Annotated in this window: 16 protein-coding genes and 1 other RNA gene; 6 read left to right on the top strand and 11 right to left on the bottom strand. The window is 42.0% G+C overall.

Going from position 1 to position 20,290, the window contains the following annotated elements; all coding sequences use genetic code 11:
- Positions 1-186 precede the first annotated feature (186 nt).
- A complete protein-coding gene (locus M917_RS04805; RefSeq protein WP_021813657.1) occupies positions 187-1,401 on the bottom strand; it encodes a phosphoglycerate kinase in 1,215 nt (404 codons plus the stop codon).
- 673 nt (positions 1,402-2,074) lie between these two features.
- Here M917_RS04805 and M917_RS04800 point away from each other — a divergent pair.
- A complete protein-coding gene (locus M917_RS04800) occupies positions 2,075-2,404 on the top strand; it encodes a TraR/DksA family transcriptional regulator (protein WP_021813654.1) in 330 nt (109 codons plus the stop codon).
- A 51-nt stretch (positions 2,405-2,455) separates the two neighbouring features.
- On the opposite strand, the gene M917_RS04795 is transcribed toward M917_RS04800, so the two are convergent.
- The gene (locus tag M917_RS04795) at positions 2,456-3,124 is read right to left on the bottom strand and encodes a thiamine phosphate synthase (protein ID WP_021813653.1); all 669 of its coding nucleotides are present in this window, start codon (positions 3,122-3,124) and stop codon (positions 2,456-2,458) included.
- A 115-nt stretch (positions 3,125-3,239) separates the two neighbouring features.
- Complete coding sequence (locus tag M917_RS04790; protein WP_021813652.1) at positions 3,240-4,322, bottom strand: serine hydrolase; 1,083 nt, start codon at positions 4,320-4,322, stop codon at positions 3,240-3,242.
- Positions 4,323-4,734: 412 nt separating this feature from the next.
- Here M917_RS04790 and M917_RS04785 point away from each other — a divergent pair, with 412 nt between their 5' ends.
- From M917_RS04785 to M917_RS04775, 3 genes are all read left to right on the top strand, one after another.
- Positions 4,735-5,370 carry a response regulator gene (locus M917_RS04785; RefSeq protein ID WP_021813651.1) on the top strand — a complete coding sequence of 212 codons (636 nt, stop codon included), beginning with the start codon at positions 4,735-4,737 and terminating at the stop codon, positions 5,368-5,370.
- Positions 5,371-5,406: 36 nt separating this feature from the next.
- Positions 5,407-7,197, top strand: coding sequence for a sensor histidine kinase (locus tag M917_RS04780; protein ID WP_021813650.1), 1,791 nt, complete (start codon positions 5,407-5,409; stop codon positions 7,195-7,197).
- 90 nt (positions 7,198-7,287) lie between these two features.
- Positions 7,288-9,000 carry a sigma-54-dependent transcriptional regulator gene (locus M917_RS04775; protein ID WP_021813649.1) on the top strand — a complete coding sequence of 571 codons (1,713 nt, stop codon included), beginning with the start codon at positions 7,288-7,290 and terminating at the stop codon, positions 8,998-9,000.
- Between the two features lie 218 nt (positions 9,001-9,218).
- Here M917_RS04775 and M917_RS04770 read toward each other — a convergent pair whose 3' ends face one another.
- Entirely contained in the window at positions 9,219-10,721 is a 1,503-nt protein-coding gene (locus tag M917_RS04770) for a S41 family peptidase (protein ID WP_021813648.1), read from the bottom strand.
- Between the two features lie 45 nt (positions 10,722-10,766).
- On the bottom strand, positions 10,767-12,425 hold the full coding sequence (gene gpmI, locus M917_RS04765) for a 2,3-bisphosphoglycerate-independent phosphoglycerate mutase (protein WP_021813647.1): 1,659 nt from the start codon (positions 12,423-12,425) through the stop codon (positions 10,767-10,769).
- Between the two features lie 244 nt (positions 12,426-12,669).
- On the opposite strand from gpmI, the gene ssrS reads away from it, so the two are divergent.
- Positions 12,670-12,865, top strand: a non-coding RNA gene (ssrS, locus tag M917_RS13905) — 6S RNA.
- Positions 12,866-13,018: 153 nt separating this feature from the next.
- On the opposite strand, the gene M917_RS04760 is transcribed toward ssrS, so the two are convergent.
- Entirely contained in the window at positions 13,019-13,639 is a 621-nt protein-coding gene (locus tag M917_RS04760) for an FxsA family protein (protein ID WP_021813646.1), read from the bottom strand.
- A 153-nt stretch (positions 13,640-13,792) separates the two neighbouring features.
- Here M917_RS04760 and ruvC point away from each other — a divergent pair, with 153 nt between their 5' ends.
- Positions 13,793-14,377, top strand: a complete 585-nt coding sequence (gene ruvC / locus M917_RS04755) for a crossover junction endodeoxyribonuclease RuvC (protein WP_021813644.1) — start codon at positions 13,793-13,795, stop codon at positions 14,375-14,377.
- 91 nt (positions 14,378-14,468) lie between these two features.
- Here ruvC and M917_RS04750 read toward each other — a convergent pair whose 3' ends face one another.
- The 5 genes from M917_RS04750 to M917_RS04730 all read right to left on the bottom strand — a co-directional run bounded on the left by M917_RS04750 (position 14,469) and on the right by M917_RS04730 (position 20,145).
- Positions 14,469-15,431 (bottom strand): META domain-containing protein, encoded by a 963-nt coding sequence (locus M917_RS04750; RefSeq protein ID WP_040642006.1) that lies wholly within the window; start codon positions 15,429-15,431, stop codon positions 14,469-14,471.
- A gap of 194 nt (positions 15,432-15,625) precedes the next feature.
- On the bottom strand, positions 15,626-16,288 hold the full coding sequence (locus M917_RS04745) for a glutathione S-transferase family protein (protein ID WP_021813642.1): 663 nt from the start codon (positions 16,286-16,288) through the stop codon (positions 15,626-15,628).
- Between the two features lie 306 nt (positions 16,289-16,594).
- The gene (locus M917_RS04740; protein ID WP_021813641.1) at positions 16,595-17,233 is read right to left on the bottom strand and encodes a peroxiredoxin; all 639 of its coding nucleotides are present in this window, start codon (positions 17,231-17,233) and stop codon (positions 16,595-16,597) included.
- A gap of 189 nt (positions 17,234-17,422) precedes the next feature.
- The gene (locus tag M917_RS04735; protein WP_021813640.1) at positions 17,423-18,013 is read right to left on the bottom strand and encodes a TFIIB-type zinc ribbon-containing protein; all 591 of its coding nucleotides are present in this window, start codon (positions 18,011-18,013) and stop codon (positions 17,423-17,425) included.
- Positions 18,014-18,405: 392 nt separating this feature from the next.
- A complete protein-coding gene (locus M917_RS04730; RefSeq protein WP_021813639.1) occupies positions 18,406-20,145 on the bottom strand; it encodes a glutamine--tRNA ligase/YqeY domain fusion protein in 1,740 nt (579 codons plus the stop codon).
- Positions 20,146-20,290: the final 145 nt, after the last annotated feature.

Raw genomic sequence — 20,290 nt, 5'->3', positions numbered from 1 at the left:
AGACATGCAATAACAATTTTCAGTTTAGAAACAAATAATTACCACTTAATAATAATCGATGGCCACTACTATTTAATGTATAAATAAATAAAACAATAGCCAAAGCACTATTTTCACAGCCTACCTTAGACCATTACTATTAGATGTACATCTAATGTTACTAAATAGCTGAGTAATGTTAATTGCTTAAGCATCAATTTGTAGCGCAGCGACTGCAGGCAAAACCTTACCTTCTACAAACTCCAAGAATGCACCGCCACCTGTTGACATATAACTAACACCATCAGCAACTTGATATTTATCAATTGCCGCCAAGGTATCACCGCCACCCGCAATCGAGAAACCTTCACTATCTTTTACAGCCGCCGCCAGTATTTGCGTACCACTGCCAAAAGTATCTACTTCGAAAACACCTACCGGCCCATTCCATAAGATGGTTTTTGCATGGCTCACCGCATCAGCAAGCTGCTGTGCACTTTCAGGCGCAATGTCTAATATCATGTCATTGTCGCCAATCGTATCAACAGATTTGATGGTCGCAGTGGCTTGTTGTAGTGAGCCAATGAAATCGTCAAAATTGATGTCATTTTTGTCTGCTACGACAACATATTCAGGCAATAAAATCTCAGTTTTGCTCATAATCTCACGAGCAGTATCAAGCAAGTCTACTTCATATAAGGAAGCACCCACACTATGACCTTGTGCTGCTAAGAAAGTATTGGCAATGCCACCGCCAACGATAATTTGGCTGCATACTTCTGCCAAGCTATGAAGTACTTCTAACTTTGTCGATACTTTCGATCCACCAACGATAGCCAACATGGGCTGTGCTGGCGTTTCAAGCGCCAAACTCAAAGCATCCAATTCGGCAGCTAGCAAAGGTCCGGCGCATACCGTTTTACCTGCTTGACGCATGGCTTGAGTGACGCCTTCAGTTGACGCTTGCGCACGGTGTGCTGTACCAAAAGCATCCATTACAAACACATCGCACAAATCTGCATATAGTTTCGATAAAGTGGCATCATTTTTCTTTTCGCCGATGTTGAAACGTACGTTCTCTAACAAGACAACTTCACCAGCTTTAATCGACACGCCTTGCGTCAAATAGTCACGATTGAGATTGACTGGAGTAGACAGTTGTGAGCCGAGCTTATCAGTCAAATAATCAGCCACAGGTGCCAACGAATATACGGTTTCAGGCGCTCCCTCAGTGGGACGTCCTAAATGCGAGCAAACGATGACGGCAGCGCCTTTTTCTAGTGCTAGCTTAATGGTAGGCAAACTTGCTTGCAAGCGAGCATCGCTCGTAACCTTACTGTTTTTGATAGGCACGTTTAAATCTTCTCGAATCAATACTACTTTATCCGTTAAGTTCAGCTCACTCATACGCAAAAAATTCATTACCTGCTCCTATGGATCAATCTGTTGGTTAATTTACGGTTACTATTATTACTGAAGAATTGTTATAAAAAGATGGCGATCAATTGCTATTTATTGGCGGTGTTTTATCGATTTGTCTTGCTGCACGTTAAATCCACTGTATTCAATAGGCGTAGCAAGCAAAAATTAACGGCGGTGTATTCTACCAGCTTTTTGGCAGTTGCTCATAGAGAACCTATCTGGATTTGACTATCATAATTTAATGAACGCAACAGATTAACACCACATTGCAAGCGAAAAACTTTCGGACTGATTCGAAGATAAATTAGGGAGTGTTGAGCATTCGACCATGGCACTGACAGAGACTATTTTTTAGGCGATTCGACGGTAAAAATAGTAAGTATAGTCATTCTATATGGCTATTTTTAGCAATGAAACGGCAAAAAAGAGTTCTGCCCCCTGTTTTTATGATTGGGGCTGATGCTAAAACTGCCCCATACGGTGTTGCAAGTCTCGCTAAGGTATTCACATTATCATCGACTTGCGCCTTGTCTGGAACCGTTTTAGCGATCAGCAGTGCCTATTTGTGAATATCAAACACGCCCTAAATATCAGTAACATTTTGTGGTGGTACTCATCAGTTAGCCTCTTTAAACTAGAACCGTTAACAATAAAAAATCATTAGGAGAATACAATGAGTATCGATCTAAATGCTGCTAAGCAAAATTTATTAAAACTGAAAGATGAATACAAAACTCGAATCGACAAAATCGAAGATCATATTCAAAACCCACAAGACGATCTGAATGAGCACTGGGAGGATCAAGCGATTTCTTATCGTCAAAACGACATGCGCAAAAATCTTATGGGTGAAGCACGTCAAAGCTTAGTTCACGTCGAGAATGCCTTAAGCCGCATTGAAAATGGCACTTATGGTGCGTGTGAAGTATGCGGCGAAAAAATCGAAGAGCAACGCTTAGAAGCACTTCCTTATGCGACCTTATGTATGGATCATGCGGCATAGTATGACGGTCAGTCCTACTACTTTTAGGGTATTTATTATTCAGGTTAGCTATTATAAAGCAGGCTTATTCCAATTGGAAAATGCCTGCTGCCATTGCTGACAGCGATTTGCGATGCGCTCTATTGGCAAATCCATAATATCGCCAACGACCGCCACATACGTAATGGGCAAACCTACCAGCTCTGAGACGTTTTCTGCCGTCAGTCCCCCTATCACGCACATCGCTATACCCTGCTGACAACCTTGCATCAGCTGCGACCGAGAAACAATATCAGCGTTTGGCTTAGTTGTAGAAGTAAAAACAGCACCCATTGCCGCGTAACTTGCCCCATCATTTTTCGCCTCAGCAACCAAATCCATATCACCGTGACAAGTGCGGCCGATGATCTGATCTGAGGCTAATTGCTGTTTAGCGTCACTAATATCGCCATCGGTTTGACCCAAATGCACACCAACGCCAAGCTTTTTTGCCAAATCAATGTCATCATTTATGACAACTGCCACGTTATGAGCTTTGGCCAAATTAACTATCTTTAGCGCTTCTTCGTAAAGTATTGACTCACCATCAGGCAATGTCAGTGTTTGTTTGCGACGAACTTGTAATAGCGCGATCAACCCTGTTGCCAATGCTGCCTCTAACTTCTGATAAAGAAGTGCAAATTCATCGTCATTGGTTAGTAAATATAGTCGCGGCATAGGAGAAGTGGGTGATTGAATCATATCATGCGTCCTTGATTTCAACACAATAAAAAGGCTGTTATATAACATAACAGCCTTTTTATAAATGCTTACTTTTTTATAAATACTACTTTTTATAAAAATTTGGGCAATAAGCTTACACTGTGCGGCGAGTCGCCAAACTGTTAAGAATGTTTTTTGCATCGCCCCAACGCGTGGCTGAGCTGTTCGCTCCTAATATAACAATAATAGCTGGGCGATTATTCACACGCGTTTCCATCACCACACAACGGCCAGCTTCATTGATGAAACCTGTTTTTGAGATACCGATTGGATAAGCACCATCACGAACTAGGCTACTGGTGTTATTGGCTTTATAAGTACGATTACCACTAGAGTAATTAGACACATAAAAGTCATAATTTTTGGTGGTAGAAAAACGACGAATCACATCGTAATTACCAGCAGCACGTACCATTTTTACCAAGTCTTTCGATGAAGCCACGTTACGCTTATCAAGACCCGTTGGATCACCAAAGAAAGCCGTAGTCATACCCAAATCTTGAGCTTTGCGGTTCATCGCCCGCATAAAGGCGCTATAGCCACCTGGATAGTTACGGGCAAGACTCTTCGCTGCTGGGTTTTCTGACTTCATTAATGCCATTAACAGCATTTCAGCACGATTGAGACGGTCGCCTGATTTGAGGTTTGAGCTGGCACGCTTAGGGCCGACAAAATCCTCTGGATCAAGTGTAAGCTCTTCACGCATATCGAGACCAGCATCCAACACAACCATCGCCGTCATTACTTTGCTAATACTGGCCATAGGACGGGCAATATCAGCGTCTTTTTCGTAAATAGATTCACCTGTTTCGGCATCGATAACTGCGACACTACGCGAATCCACACTGATCGGAATCATATCACTACTACCAAATGCGCCGCGGTAAGTCGTGTTATAGCGATTACTGCTATTGTTACTGCTACTACCGAAATTATTGGCATTAGTGATGGTGGTCGTGCCATAGCCGCTATCTACTTTTTTGATAGCAGAGCCATTGGATTTGTACATAATATTGCGTGCTTCAGACAAACTATCAGCACCGCCCCAACTCATACGAGCACTAGAGCCAGTATCAGTGCTACCATTAATAGTAAGTGCGGCTTGTGCAACACTGCCCAAACTCAATGAAATCATAGCAGCGATCAATTGCTGTTTGGTTAATGGTAGTTGCTTCATTATGCCTCCTGCTGTCGTTATCACGCCAATGACGTACTGTCTGACGCCATGAACGTACGTAGCGTTTATGGATGTGTTTGTAAGTACTCGTATAGAGTTTTTATATTTTTAGTGTATCATGGTTTGGATTTAAGTCTAAGGTATCAAGCTGATTTAATGGTTTATTTTGGCCTCATTCAAATTTTGCTACAACCACTTTATATTACAGAAACATTAATTCACACTTTAGCAATATATCTTAACTCTACGAGCACTCATTATTCGCTTTTTGTTATATAAAGTCATGATAGCTGTATAGTATATTAGCAATATTTTAAATTTATGAAAATTAAAAAAACTTAAGCGATGTAGACGTATTTTTCCTATCATGTTGGCAAAACCTTCATTCTGACAAATAATAAAGAGTTTAGTTATGATTAAAGTATTGGTAGTAGACGATCATGATTTAGTACGAATGGGTATTAGCCGTATGTTATCAGACAGTGCTGACATCGAAGTGATTGGCGAAGCAGACAGCGGTGATATGGCCATTAAGCTAGCCAAACAATTGCGTCCTGATGTGGTTTTACTGGATGTTAATATGCCTAATATTGGCGGACTTGAAGCCACCAAACGCTTGGTTCAACTGGATATGGGTATCAAGATATTAGCAGTCAGCAGTATGTCAGCGCAGCCTTATCCCTCAATGCTCATAAAAGCAGGTGTTAACGGCTATATCACTAAAGGGACTCCGCTTGATGAGATGATCATAGCTGTCAAAAAAGTCTATCAAGGCAGTCGTTATTTTAGTCAAGATGTCGCCGAACAGTTGGCCGATGTTTTATTATCAGATAATGCCAGCTCACCTTTTAATTTATTAAGTGATCGCGAAAAACAAGTCGCCATGATGGTGGTTAATTGTCAAAGCCCGCAGCAAATCGCAGACCAGTTATTTGTCAGTGTCAAAACCATCAATACTTATCGCTACCGTATTTATGAAAAGGTCGGTGTGGATAGTGATGTCAAACTGACCCATCTGGCGATTCGTCATGGTTTGATTCAACCGTAAAATTTTTAGCAACTCTCCTTGTATTACGGTCAATTTATGAAGCCTGCTCCTCGCATTCTCGTTACCATTTCTCATTATTTACGCCGCGATGATACCTTAGCCCTGCCGCAATTGCGTCGATTAGGACTGATCTATAGTAGTTACCGCTTCATCCTCAGCTTGTTCTCTATGCTGATAGTCTATATTAGCGCTCGCTCTGATAGTAGCCCGACGTTACCGAGCTTTTTGCAACAAACGGTTCTGAGTTTTTATGTATTACTGAGTTTAATTTTACTCGGATTGTTTTATGTTGTCTCTAAACAGATGCGACGGCAGCTGGCTTTTGGCTTGGCATTAGACGTCATTATTCTCAGTTTACTTCTTTATACAGCGGGCGCTCCTGACTTACAGCTAACCATGCTATATATGGTCGTGGTAGCAGCCAGCTTTATGCTTTTGCATGGTTCACAAGCATTAATCATCACCCTACTTGCTATTATTTTTGTTATTTACCAGCAATTTTTTTATGCCATCGCCAATAGTATGAGCTTGACCAATTTGGGAGATGCCCTGCTCATGTCAGCCAGCTTTTTGGCAATTGGTGGCTTGAGCTGGTCTATTTCACAGCGCTTGGTACAACTTGAAAAGATGGCAGCCAGTCATGCCAAAGAAGTTGAGCGACTGAATGTGATCAATCAAGAAGTCATTACGCAAATGATCAATGGCGTCATCGTCATCGATGAACAACGTATCGTCTTAGCAAATCTTGCAGCGCATCAATTACTCAGCGTCTCTCATAACCCGTCAGTATCGTTGCATCCTACCTTTGTAGATATAGAAGATACGCAGAGTACCCACCGCAATCTACTGCTATCTAACTTTCAGCAGCAGCTCAGCAAACAGCACGCCCAGCTATTCAAAGCTTGCTTGTCAGTGGCTGCTGGTCAATCTCGTGCCTTTATTTATGACTTGCCTGCGGTAGCAAACGCCTCAATATTTGGCAAATTACGTGTACAAATCATTCCATTAAAAGACAATAGTAAATTAATACTACTAGAAGATTTACGCCGTGAGCAAGCCAATGCGCAACAGTTAAAACTGGCCTCTTTGGGGCAATTGACGGCCAGTATCGCTCATGAAATAAGAAACCCATTGGCAGCCATCTCACAAGCCAGTCAGCTACTGATGGAAGATGTAGTAGAAAGCAATATAGAGCAATCGACGGGTGACAGCATGGTGGCGAACACTTCAAATAATGATGAGACAGGTAATCATGAACTTTATAAAATGATATTTTCACAAACAAAGCGTGTAAACCGTATTATTGAAGACGTCTTAAAATTGTCTCGCCAGCAAACCGCAAATCAGCAGTCAATTGTCTTGGCTGAATGGATGCCAACATTTTTAGAGAACTACTTTAAGGAACACGACGTTTTTCTACACGTAAAAACACAACCTACCATATCATTCGATACTCACCAGTTAGAGCAGGTCTTAATCAATTTAATTAACAATGGCTTGCGTTATAGTAGCTACGCCCACCCTCATGCTTATGTGGAAATCGAGATTTATTGTGCTGATAACGATGTTATAATTGATATTCTAGACGGTGGTACTGGTGTTGGCTTCGAGGATTTACAGCATTTGTTTAATCCGTTTTTTACAACGGATCAATCAGGCACAGGGTTAGGATTGTATTTATCACAAGCCTTTTGTGAAGCCAACCAAGCGCGTTTGCTCTATATACCTGAGCATGCAAAAACTTGCTTTCGCTTGATAGCACCTGCTGTCAACTCTGACACAAGTATAAATATGGCAGAAAGCAACTTTAATGAACGCTTTTTGTAAGTAACAGGTTCACCCTAAATTAAATATTCTACTAATAAATTCTGCTAATTTTTTGATATTTTACAGCTATTGAATTCGATGAGATGATGTATGACAACAACCGCGCTAGTCGTTGATGACGAAGTGGATCTATGCCGATTAATGCAAATTACCTTGACCAAAATGGGCATAAAAAGTGATGTGGCTTATACGTTGGCACAAGCAAGATCATTCTGGCAAAAAAATGATTATGACTTTTGCTTAACTGATTTGAAGCTACCTGATGGATCAGGATTGGAGTTGGTAAAAGAAGTGAGCAATAGCTCTCATACTCCAATAGCTGTTATTACAGCGCATGGTAGTATGGATTTGGCTATTGAAGCGCTAAAGCTTGGGGCATTCGATTTTGTTAATAAACCACTTGAATTACCACGTCTACGTCAGCTGGTAGAAAATGCCCTAAAGGTTGTTCATCAAGACAATGAAGCAAAAACCACACCTGAATGCTCCCCTGAGCAAAAACTGTTGAATAGCCGATTGATTGGTAATTCAGCCGTGATGCATCCTCTTAAAAACACTATTTTAAAATTGGCACGATCACAAGCACCCGTGTTTTTATCAGGTGCTTCAGGTACGGGTAAGGAAGTGGTTTCTAGACTGATTCATGATTTGAGTCCGCGTAGAGATGGTAGCTTTGTGCCAGTCAACTGCGGTGCGATACCCTCGGAGCTAATGGAGTCAGAGTTTTTTGGTCATAAAAAAGGCAGCTTTACTGGTGCTGTGGCTGACAAACAAGGCTTGTTTCAACAGGCCAATGGCGGGACGTTGTTTTTAGATGAAGTGGCAGACTTGCCTTTGGCGATGCAAGTTAAATTACTACGTGCTATCCAAGAAAAAACGGTGAGAGCCATTGGTGATACCAAGGAGACCTCCGTTGATATTCGTATCTTATCCGCAACCCATAAAAACCTGAATCAGTTGGTGGAAGATGGTACGTTCAGACAAGATCTTTATTACCGTATCAATGTAATTGAACTAAAGCTGCCGACACTTAATGCGCGCCGTGACGACATACCCGTTTTGGCTGAGCATTTTTTGTCCACGATTACTAGTGAATGGCAATTAGAAACGCCGCCATCCTTAACTATAGAGGCTTATGAGCGCTTGCAACACCATAACTTCGCTGGTAACGTCCGTGAGCTACGTAATGTACTGGAGCGCGCTGTGACTTTAGCAGAAACGTCCATCATCGACGTGAACCACTTAGGCCTGCCCGACATTGAAGATGATGCGAATCATGAACTTAATCTTTTTAAAGATCAAAATAGACCGACCGCCATTAATAATGCGCAACTGTCTGACCAAAAAATAGAGGATCAAATCATCCCTCAATCGATAGAAAGTCAAGCAACTACTATCCAGACTACGAATGAGATAACGCCTGAAAAACCTAAACAAGTAACGACTAACTTACATCCGTATCGCACCCATATTCAGCATTATCCATCAATGACACAGCGACCAGCAGCCAATAGTATAGAGGATTCAGTCAACCTAAACTCTCATGACGGCTCAGAAATGAGTAAGGCTAATCAGCAACTGGCAAACGAAAAGGTAAATCATAGCAATTTAACCGACAGTCAATTGCCATCTCGAGGGTTAGAGCACTACTTACAAGAACAAGAAAGACAGTTAATTATTACTGCACTGAAGCAAACTGGCTGGAATAAAACTCATGCAGCTAAATTGTTAGGAACAACTTTTCGCTCTTTACGCTACCGTATGAAAAAATTAGAAATCGATGAAGATCAATCTGAACCGTAACATCAAAAGGTTCTTTTTCTTTATATAACAGATACCGAATGAAATGGACGCGCGATATTATAACGTGAGACTGGTACAAATTTTCCTTGCTTGCTGTGCCTACGCAGACAGAGGCTACAAAAAATTTGTACCAGTCCTACTGTATATTTTTAATATTGATCTGACTATCGTTAATATAAAATGAGATGGATACGCGATATTATGCGGTTAAGCCGCTGCTATTTAATCGCCTTGCTGTCTATCATCTTATCTTCTTTAACAGATTTTCGGACAAAACGAATGCCCGAATCAAGCGCTCGCTTTTGTAGTAAATCGAGCGCCTGCTGCTCCCATGTACTTTCACTACCAGATAAAGTCACATTTGGTTTTACACCAATGCCATCTATTTTTTTACCTGATGCAGTCATATAGTGAGCCACGGTTAGCTTGACTGCTTGCTCATCGTTCAGCGGTATAACCGACTGCACAGACCCCTTACCGTAGCTGACTTCACCCACGATAAGAGCACGCTTTTGTGCTTGCAAGCTGCTGGCCAAAACCTCTGCCGCTGATGCCGAATAACGATTTTGTAGAACAACTATAGGTAAGGATTTGAGTATCGCATCACCATGAGTCGGCAATATACGTGATTCATTTTGACGCGCTTGTACTTGTACCACATCGGTATCGCTCATGAATAAACTGGCGACGCTCACCGCCGATGTTAATACGCCCCCTGGATTATCACGCATGTCCAACAAAATACCTGAAACAGGTGCATTGAGATTAATCAAACCGTCTAAGAGCTTTTCGCGACTGTTGTTTTGAAAAGCGGGTAATTTGATAATAGCCATACCATTAACAAGCTTTGTCTCGACGATTTGAGGATGGCTATTATTACGCTGTAAAGTGGTGGTATGTTTGCGACGACCCGCTGTAGAAGTCACAATATCCACTTGCGTACCAGCAATGCCTGTCAATAGTTGTTCGATATCATTACTATCTTCATCTCCACTTAATTTGAAATCACCGACTTGATGAAGGTAATCTCCCACATCGATGCCTTTTCTGTCCGCAGGTGAATCATTCATAACCTCTGTGACCACCCAATAGCCAGCTTCTGGCTGGTAAGTGACCTTAATACCGACATCACCGACATCACCTTCCGTAAAAGCGCGCAGGTTTTCATAGGCATCCGCATCTAAAAACTCAGCATGACTGTCAAGCTTGGTCAACATACCGCTCATCGCATTATTGAACAGCTCTTCATCATTGACCGTATCAACATATTCACGGCGAACCAAATCTACGACGGCGACAAATGTTTTGAGGGTCTCTGGAGAGATAGCATTCAATGAGACTTGAGCGACCTCAGGTGGAATGCTGGTATCAAACTCACTTGGATCATCAGTTAATGCGCTGGCATCTGCAACGCTGTCTATTGAGTCATCAGCTTCGTCTGCCGCATCTAACATATCAGCAACGTCCGCTAAACCATCCATATCGTTTGCTGCTATGTTATCGGCATTTAGACTGATAAGTTGGAGACTTGCCGTAGGGCTATCGCTAGTACGATTGGTAGATACTTCTGCTGCTTGTGCATGAATAAGAACCGCACTCAACCCAAAGAAACCTAGCGTCGTCAGTGCACACCTAAAAAAATTAGGCGCTGTTGACACTTTTATCGCTCTTTTGCCAAATCGTTTAGACACAGATGAGCGAGTAAAATAGATAGGAGGCATAAGAGAACTCATTCAAATAGTAAGATGGATAAGATTATGGCTGACTTATGGTGCTGGCACCAATAAGCTTTCGCCTGTCATTTCAGTGGGCGCTTCAATATTCATCAATGCCAAAATAGTCGGAGCGATATCGCTCAATCTACCGCCACTGCGTACGTTTAGTTTTTGTTCACCAATATAAATTAAGGGAACGTGTTCAGTGGTATGCTGAGTATGTACCTGCCCACTTTCATAGTCTTGCATCTGCTCACAATTACCATGATCGGCTGTAATGAGCATATGACCACCAGCAGCTCGTACCGCTGACTCTACACGACCAACACACACGTCTAACGCTTCTACGGCTTGCACAGCGGCATCAAATATACCTGTATGTCCAACCATATCACCATTGGCATAGTTTACCACCAGCACATCGTATTTGCCTGACTCAATAGCAGCGACCAATTTATCAGTCACTTCAGGAGCGCTCATTTCAGGCTGTAGATCATAAGTTGCGACATCTGGAGATGGCACTAAAATGCGCGTCTCACCCTCATATTCTGCTTCACGACCACCGCTAAAGAAAAATGTCACATGGGCATATTTTTCAGTTTCAGCGATACGCAGCTGAGTTTTACCTTTATTCTGCAAATATTCGCCAAGGGTGTTAGTCAATGATGTCGGATAATAAGCAATGCTAGTTTTGGGGCTATCAGCCAAAATATCCGAATATTTAGTCAACATAACAAACGCTGCAAGTTTTGGCTGTTTTTGACGTGCAAACCCAGAAAACTCATGATCTGGTAAGACAAACGCTTGGGCAAGCTCACGAGCACGGTCAGCACGGAAATTCATAAAAATGAGTGCGTCATTGTCTTCAACGGTATATGGTACCTCATCACGTCCGATTACAGTCGTCGGACTAACAAACTCATCGGTCTCACGCGCTTTATAAGCAGCTTGGACAGCCCCATCAGCTCGTGTCGACAAACGATCAGCTTTGCCTTCAGTTATCAACTCGTAAGCTTTTTGTACTCGGTCCCAACGATTATCGCGATCCATCGCATAATAGCGGCCTATAATACTAGCAATCTGTACTCGACCAGTTTCATAATGAGCGTTAAGCTTATTGATGTAGTCGCGCAAACGATTGATGTATTTATCAGCAGATTTAGGCGGTGTGTCTCGTCCATCTAAGAAACAATGAACAAAGACGTTTTTGGCACCATGTACCAACGCTGAGTGACACATGGCTTCGATATGGTCTTGATGCGAATGCACGCCACCATCTGATAGCAGCCCCATAATGTGTACGTTACCACCAAGCTCATTAGCTGCTTTTACGGCGTTCACTAATGCTTCGTTTTTATAAAAATCACGATTGGCCAATTCGCTGGATATACGAGTTGAATCTTGATAAAGAACACGGCCAGCACCTAAATTCATGTGCCCAACTTCTGAATTACCAAACTGACCATCTGGTAACCCAACGTCCTCTCCTGAAGCGGATATCAGTCCATGCGGATATTGTTGATAAATTTTATCTAAATTTGGCATATTGGCGGCTGCAATGGCATTGTCTTTGTCATCTTCCCGATGTCCAAAACCATCTAGTATCATTAGAACATGCGGCACTTTTTTATTTTTCTCGCCGTCCTGCTTATCATGAGATTGAGCCTGATTATTATCGATAAATGCTGATTGTTGTTTATTATTGGCCATGGATTACCGCTCCTCAAGTGAATGAACGCTTATAATGCTTTATTAGGATGTTGAAAGCCTTCTATATTAACACACATCTTAAAATAGCTGAAAAACCCACCTTTTAAGCGAATAATCAACTGTTCTTATGCCTTTGTTTTATGAAAAGTAGAGTAAAAACCTAACACCATTCATACTGATTATTAAAACCACGCATCAATCATAAATCAGACTTGCAATCGTTCTAGTCATTGGGTAAGATAAATGTATTCTGAAGTGTTGGCTAGTAGATGTTTATTCCCTGAGCCGATAATGCTTTACCAGGATGTGGTACCTACTGTCTCATTGTGTATGCCTGCACCGCCTGCGGTGTATCAGGAAACCTGCCGAGATAGTGACGCATCCGCCCTGAACTTCACGGTTCATGGGTCACCATCTTACGGCGGCACTTCGGTTGTTATATTCGGTCAGTAATTGCTTTATTTATATTCAGTAAAGTTATTGATAACTTATTATTTATAAAAAATTAATTACGACTACTAAAAAGCCCCTCTCGTCGATGACGCGAAGGGCTTTTTTTATACCTAATTTTTGACTAACCAATTCTCTGATAATTACTCATCATTAGCAGACTTGGTAATCTTTTTGACATCTTTAGGGATGTTTTTGGCAGTGCCATCAACGGTTGTATGCTGCTTGAAGACATCACCGAAAGGATTCCGTTGCTGCTGCCCAAATGGGTTTTGTCCATTCATACCACCTGCACCGCCAAATGGATTTTGCCCTCCTACACCACCAGCGCCGCCGAATGGATTTTGACCACCACCCATCTGCTTAGCCATCATTTCCATCATTTTTTGCTGATTATTCATGACATAGTTATTGGCGACATCTTTTAGTTTCTTTTGTACTGGCGGTAGTACGACCAATAGTGCGATTAAATCGCTAAGCACGCCAGGAATGAGTAATAAAATACCAGCTGCGGCCATTGCCACACTTTTAATCATCGTCGATTCTTGCGGACGCATCGCAGGATTCATCATACCGCCAGCTTTCATTTGCTGAGCCAATGGATTGAGTGACGCCATGCCTTTACGTATGAGTGAAATACCGATGACAGCAGCGATAATAAACCAAATAAATACTAGCCAGCCACTTATGAACTGCGCGAGCAAATACCACAGCAGCATCTCGATAATAAACCAAACAATGGCAATACCAACTATCTGACCCATAAAGTGTCGTCCTATAAAATAAAAATCAATAAATTGAGTGCCATGCAAATTAAAATGGCTAACATATGATGTATATGGGGATTGATTGCTATACTATCAAACTTACGGCTAACTTTTAAGCCATAAAACAAAATGTAAGCAAGACGGAATACTATGGCAATTATTATCGGGATTGATCCGGGTTCACGTATGACAGGTTATGGCATCGTTCAACAAACGGGTGATAAGCTGACCTATATCGATGCAGGTACGATTCGTACAGATACCAAAGAGATGCCAGAACGCTTGAAGCGTATTTTCAATGGCTTGACGCGCATCACTCAGCATCATCTAAAATATGCCGATGAGCCAATTTATACAGCGATTGAACAAGTATTTATGGCAGAAAATCCTGACTCTGCGCTCAAGCTTGGGCAAGCACGCGGCGCGGCTATTGCCGCTATGGTGGCATTGGATCTAGAGGTGTCAGAATATACCGCTCGCCAGATTAAACAGGCGGTTTGCGGTTATGGGGCAGCAGCTAAAGAACAAGTACAAGAAATGGTTTGTCGGATATTGTCACTAGATTTTGTACCACAACAAGATGCTGCCGATGGTCTTGCCTGCGCCATTTGTCATGCCCACTCAAGCCACTCAATGAATAAATTGATACTTAACAGCGCCATGCGCGGACGGGGTGCTTCTAAGAAAAAAGGTCGTTGGCGTTTGACCGAAGAAGACCTTGGTAATTTGCGTTAAGTTTAACAGCCATAAAAAACACGCGCCTGTTTGCGCGTGTTTAGGGGAATTGCTATTTAACTATGATAGAGCATATGTGACGGACGCTATTTTAACGTCTCTCTTCTGCCACTGAGCTTTCGATTACGGCATCTAATACATACGCATAATCTGCACCTAACACAGCGGTGGTATCAGCTTCTATCGCTTTACTGTTGTCTAACGGGTAACGCTGTAGACGCAACACCTCTTCATGCTTATCATCATGTTGATACCCTTCGATCATACCTGTGAATGGTGCCCAATCACCTTCGCTGACTTTTATACCTTGATCATCATAAGTCACAGGCTTAACTTGTAGACACGCCTGTGATCTGTCATCTAAGCATGGTTTCATTTCAGCATTTACTGCCCAAAATACCGTTTCACCTTTGCTATTATATTTGGCTTGCGCCGTGAGCCTACCTTCCCAAATTAAGGTGCTACGATTATTAGTCACTTGCGTCAATATTGGCTTATCATCTTTAAACGCGTTACTTTCCACTAACGCCAACTGACTGTCACCTTGCATCAGCTTACTTAAACTATTTTCGGCCATATCAAGGTCGCCACACGACATTTTGGTGCTCATGCTATCTTCAATCGTCAAAGTCGATTCTTGTAATTGATAAAAAGCACTTATAATATTGCAGCCAACACTATAATTTAAGGTGTTTTCACCTTGATACTCATTGAACCTCAAGGTTACTTGATCTTTAATTGCCGTCAGCTTATTTAATGACTGAGTTTTATCATCCGTTACAGCGTTCAGCGTCCAACGATAACGCGAAAGCGCGTTAATCATTGCTTCTTCAGAACTTATATCATCTGCTCTAACCTCATCAGCTATAGCATCAGTACCGGACGTAATCGCACTATTATCTGCTTCAGCACTAAAACTGTTCGCGACTTCTTGTTGTGGATTGGATTCGTTCAAGGAAAAAGAATCTTGGCAAGCGCTTAACGCAAGCACGGCTAATAGCATACTTGAATGTATACCTAATTTAACGAACAACACTCTACCAGATAATGTCATAACAGCCATGCCCTGTGGTTACACTTTTCCAAATTACCGCTTTTTTCATATTCTAAAAAAGTGATTACATATGCTTTTGTGAAGCATAATAAATCGACCACTATAGCGCTGCTGTTTATTACTATTGTAATAAAGTGTTTAATTTTATATGTTAATAGTAACTGCATTTTTACATGTTCGAAAAATCTACTTTTTTATTCCTCCTCACTAGTAGGCTTGGCTTTTGCCATATTTTGAATACTAAAACGCTCATTCATCATTTGATAAAAACGGGCAAGATTCTTGCCTTGCTCATTAGGATTTACTTTCAGTATTTTGCCAAAATCCAAACCCAAATAGAGCACGATATCAGCAAAACTTAACTGGTCACCCACTAAGTATTCATGACCTTCCAATACGGTTTCAAAATAAGCCAAAGCTTTATCAGCACGCGCGATTGACGGCGCGACAAATTCGGGCACTTGTTCAACCCGTTGCGCTTTAGACGGATGGCTATGTTGAAATGCCAGCATAAAGTTATAGAGCACTTCAAACTCGGCAATGCGTCGCATCGAGCAAACTTGTGCACGTTGTATCACATCGTTGCCCATCACTGAGCGCTCACCATACACACGATCAAGATATTCGCATACTGCCTGCGAGTCATTAAGTATAGTGCCATCACTCAATTTCAACACTGGCACAGTCTGCATCGGATTCATTTTGGTAAATTCATCCGACATCTGCTCATTGGCAGCAAAATCAATATCTACCACATCGATATCATCCATATCATCGACATCGATTCCTTTTGACGCTAATAGAATGAGTGCTTTACGTGGATTGGGGGCTGTGCGGGTTATGTATAGTTTTTTCATGACGAACTCCTTGTAAGATGAGTTAAAAAGCGACTCAGCGCTGTTCAGATTTTATAATAGCTAAAAGATATTTATGATTTTGACCAAATCATAATATTTATTCTAGGGCGTGTCATCTATAAGATTATGAAAATTAAAATGAGATAAATTGATAACATGCCCTAGGTCAGATCGCTCGATCTGCTCTACTCATCATAGCAAAGTCTTACCGAGCTTGCTGCTCTAATAAAAAGCTGAATAGTAAAAAGCCCCATAACATTTAGTTATAGGGCTTTTTATTTTTAGTGACTATTACATACGTTCCGCTTATTTATTAGGAGCCGGTGTCGTACGTAAATAAGGTTTAATTTCTGTATGGCCCTTAGGGTACTTAGCGGCGATATCTTCGTTTTTGACACTGGGTGGAATAATCACGTCATCACCATCTTTCCAATCTACTGGCGTTGCGATGTTGTACTCATCTGATAATTGCATCGCGTCAATGACGCGGATAATTTCATCAAAGTTACGGCCACAGCTAGCAGGATACGTCAGCGTTAGACGCACCTTTTTGTTTGGATCAATGATAAAGACGCTGCGGACAGTATGCGTGCTGTCTGCATTTGGGTGCATCATGTCATAGAGTTCCGCGACTTCTTTATTGGGATCAGCAATGATTGGGAAGTTCATTTCAGTGCCTTGTGTCTCACCGATGTCTTTTGCCCAAGCATGATGATCTTCTAAACCATCGACAGAGATACAAATTGGCTTCACATGACGCTTTTGGAATTCGCCATTGAGTGCCGCGGCTCGACCAAGTTCAGTGGTACATACTGGCGTAAAGTCTGCCGGATGTGAGAAAAAAACCACCCAGTTATCGCCTGCCCATTCATGGAAATTGATATCGCCTTCTGTGGTTGTGGCATTAAAATCGGGTGCAGTATCACCTAAACGTAAATGTGCCATGCTGTATTCCTTAGCTATGTTGATGAGCACTGATATAAAAGGTATTCATGCGCTCTATTATTATCATCGATATACTTATCTACTAAAAACACTATGAAGCATATCAGTAAAAACTGACTTTATCTTAACAAACTGGTTATGAATGTCTTGTGACGGATTGTAATGCGATCAGCAAGAGATTATATAAAATTACTTATTAGATACCGATCTATATTGCGACAGATAATGCTGAATTTCACTCTTTTGTGGATGATTCTGTAGCCACAAAGCAAAGCGCTCTACTGTCTCAAAATCATCGCCCAGTTTTTGCTGATAAAGCTTATTAAAGGTTTGCTCACGGTCTTGATTACGCAATTGCTGCTGCCATGGCTCACTCATTACAGCTGTCAGCTTATCTTGCATCTTCAAATATTTGAGTAGAGGCCATTCACCGCGATCAAGCCATACATCATCACAAGTGTGGCAGACGTTGATAGTGTTCTTATGCTCATTATTGATGCGATACTTGAGCATAAATTTGCGGCAGCGCTGACACACCAGTGCGTTGTCGGTGTTTTTTAACTCGCTTGCATCAAACGTCTTTGATGATTGTTTATCTGATTCTGCCGCTTCACTGTCCTCGCTTGTTTTGTGAGCAGCATGGCTCTCTAGCCATGAGCGGTACGTCAACAAATCAAGATAAATGCCCTGACATTTTTTACAAGACAACGCCGGTAAGGTGTCGTCTAACTTCGTAGGTAAAAGGGGTTCTGCTGTACAGTGATAACAATGCAAACTCATTATGCTCTCCTTTGAGCCTTTGATAATAGGTAGAGTTGGGTAATTAAATGTCAGGTCAGATTATGGTTTTTATATTGAGCCGACTGACTATGCGTTTGTTAAGTGGATTAAACGGTGCTTGTTTGTAGGTCATATCTCCTTTTTCTATACTTTCAATAACGGCTAATTTAAAGCCTAAGATGTAATGTTTTTAACTGCGATTAACGCTTTTATTTGCTATGTTTGACATAACATCGTCCTAAATGTGCCAACTTATTCTAGAACGGAACATTGTTCACAAAAAAACCCATCCCTAGCGTACTAGAAATGGGCTTATTTGCAAACTACTATTGTTCAGTATTATTTAAAAACATCAACTTTAGCAGTGATGTCCTTAATATATTGAACCAGTATTAAGCTGGCTTGTAGCTATCACGCAAGCTGACGATTTGGTTAAACACTGGCTTGTCGCTAGTATGATCTGTGGCATCAGAGATGAAATAACCTTCACGCTCGAACTGGAAACGCGTGCCAGCATCGGCATTGACTAAAGATGGCTCGACCACTGCGTTTAGCTCAGTTAACGAGTTAGGGTTTAGCGCTTGATGGACATCAGCAACGCTACTTGGGTCTTCGACGCTAAATAGCTGCTCATACATGCGTATCGTCGCTGGTACGCCTTGGCTCGCCGATACCCAATGAATCACGCCTTTAACCTTACGGCCTTCAGGGTTGTTACCCAAAGTAGCAGGATCGATTGTCGCTTTTAGCTCAACCACATTGCCACTATCGTCAGTAATATGCTCAGTTACCGCCAACACATAAGTATTACGCAAACGAATCTCTGGCTTTTCTGGTGATAGACGCTTGTAGCCTGCTGGTGGTTCAATCTCGTAATCACCTTGATCGATATACAAGGTTTCAGTAAATGGAATCTCACGCTCGCCCATATCGACGTTTGGATGGTTCGGCTGAGTCAACCAAAGCGTCTGCGTGGCATCATCAAAACGTGCATTGACGCTATCAGCTTTTTGGGACTCCCAGCTACTTACTGCTTCCGCAAAATTAGTAATGGTCACTTTTAACGGCTTTAATACTGCCATGCCGCGCCCAGTTGTCGTCTCTAACGACTGACGGACACTAAACTCTAATAAGCGAAAATCAACCACGCTATCTGCTTTGGTCACACCCACACGCTCACAAAAATCACGTAAACCTTCTGCTGTATAACCACGGCGGCGCATGCCAGCGACGGTCGGCATACGTGGATCATCCCAACCGCTGACGATACCCTCATCTACCAGCTGCTTGAGCTTACGCTTGCTAGTCAATGTGTGATCAACATTTAGACGGCTAAACTCATACTGATGCGGCGGCACGTCAAAGCCAATTTTTTCGATAACCCAGTCATAAAAGGGACGATGATCTTCAAACTCCAGCGTACACAACGAATGGGTAATACCTTCGAGTGCATCAGAGAGTGGATGCGCAAAATCATACATCGGATAGATACACCATTTGTCACCAGTTTGATGATGGGCTTGATGCATAACGCGATAGATAACAGGGTCACGCAGATTCATATTTGGGCTAGCCATATCGATCTTGGCACGCAACACGGCTTTGCCTTCGGCGTATTTACCAGCTTTCATATCGTTAAAGAGCGCTAAGTTTTCTGCGACACTGGCATCACGCTGCGGAGATGGTGTGCCTGCCTCATTGAATGAGCCACGGTTTTCTTTAATTTGCTCAGGCGTTTGCAAATCGACATACGCATCGCCTTGCTCAATCAGCTGTATTGCCCATGCATGTAGCTGATCAAAGTACCCTGAAGCATGGTGCGCCTCTCCTGCCCACTCAAAACCGAGCCATTTCACATCATTTTCAATATTATCAATGAAATCTTGCTTTTCGGCGGTTGGGTTGGTGTCATCAAAACGCAGGTTGCACACACCGCCGAACTCTTTGGCCACCCCAAAGTTTAGGCAGATAGACTTTACGTGACCTAAGTGCAAGTACCCATTTGGCTCCGGTGGAAAACGCGTTACAATTTGCTGGTATTTTTGCGCATTGACATCGTCACGAATGATATTACGAATAAAATCGTTTTTTTGCTCATTTTTTTGTGCATTGTTGCTTGAGTGCTCACTCATCGGGCATTGCTCCTAACGCAAATTGTCGGTTCATGATGCGTGCCATCACGCATCACAAAACATTCAAACTAAAGTATTAAAATAAATCGGAATATAAAAAATCAGACAGTGCGACCGCATTATCAAAATTTATCAAAAATGGGTA

The sequence above is a fragment of the Psychrobacter aquaticus CMS 56 genome (genome assembly GCF_000471625.1).
In the GTDB taxonomy this organism is placed as follows: Bacteria; Pseudomonadota; Gammaproteobacteria; order Pseudomonadales; family Moraxellaceae; genus Psychrobacter; species Psychrobacter aquaticus.
Note: the sequence above shows the minus strand (reverse complement) of the source record. Positions and strands in the feature narration are given on the sequence as shown.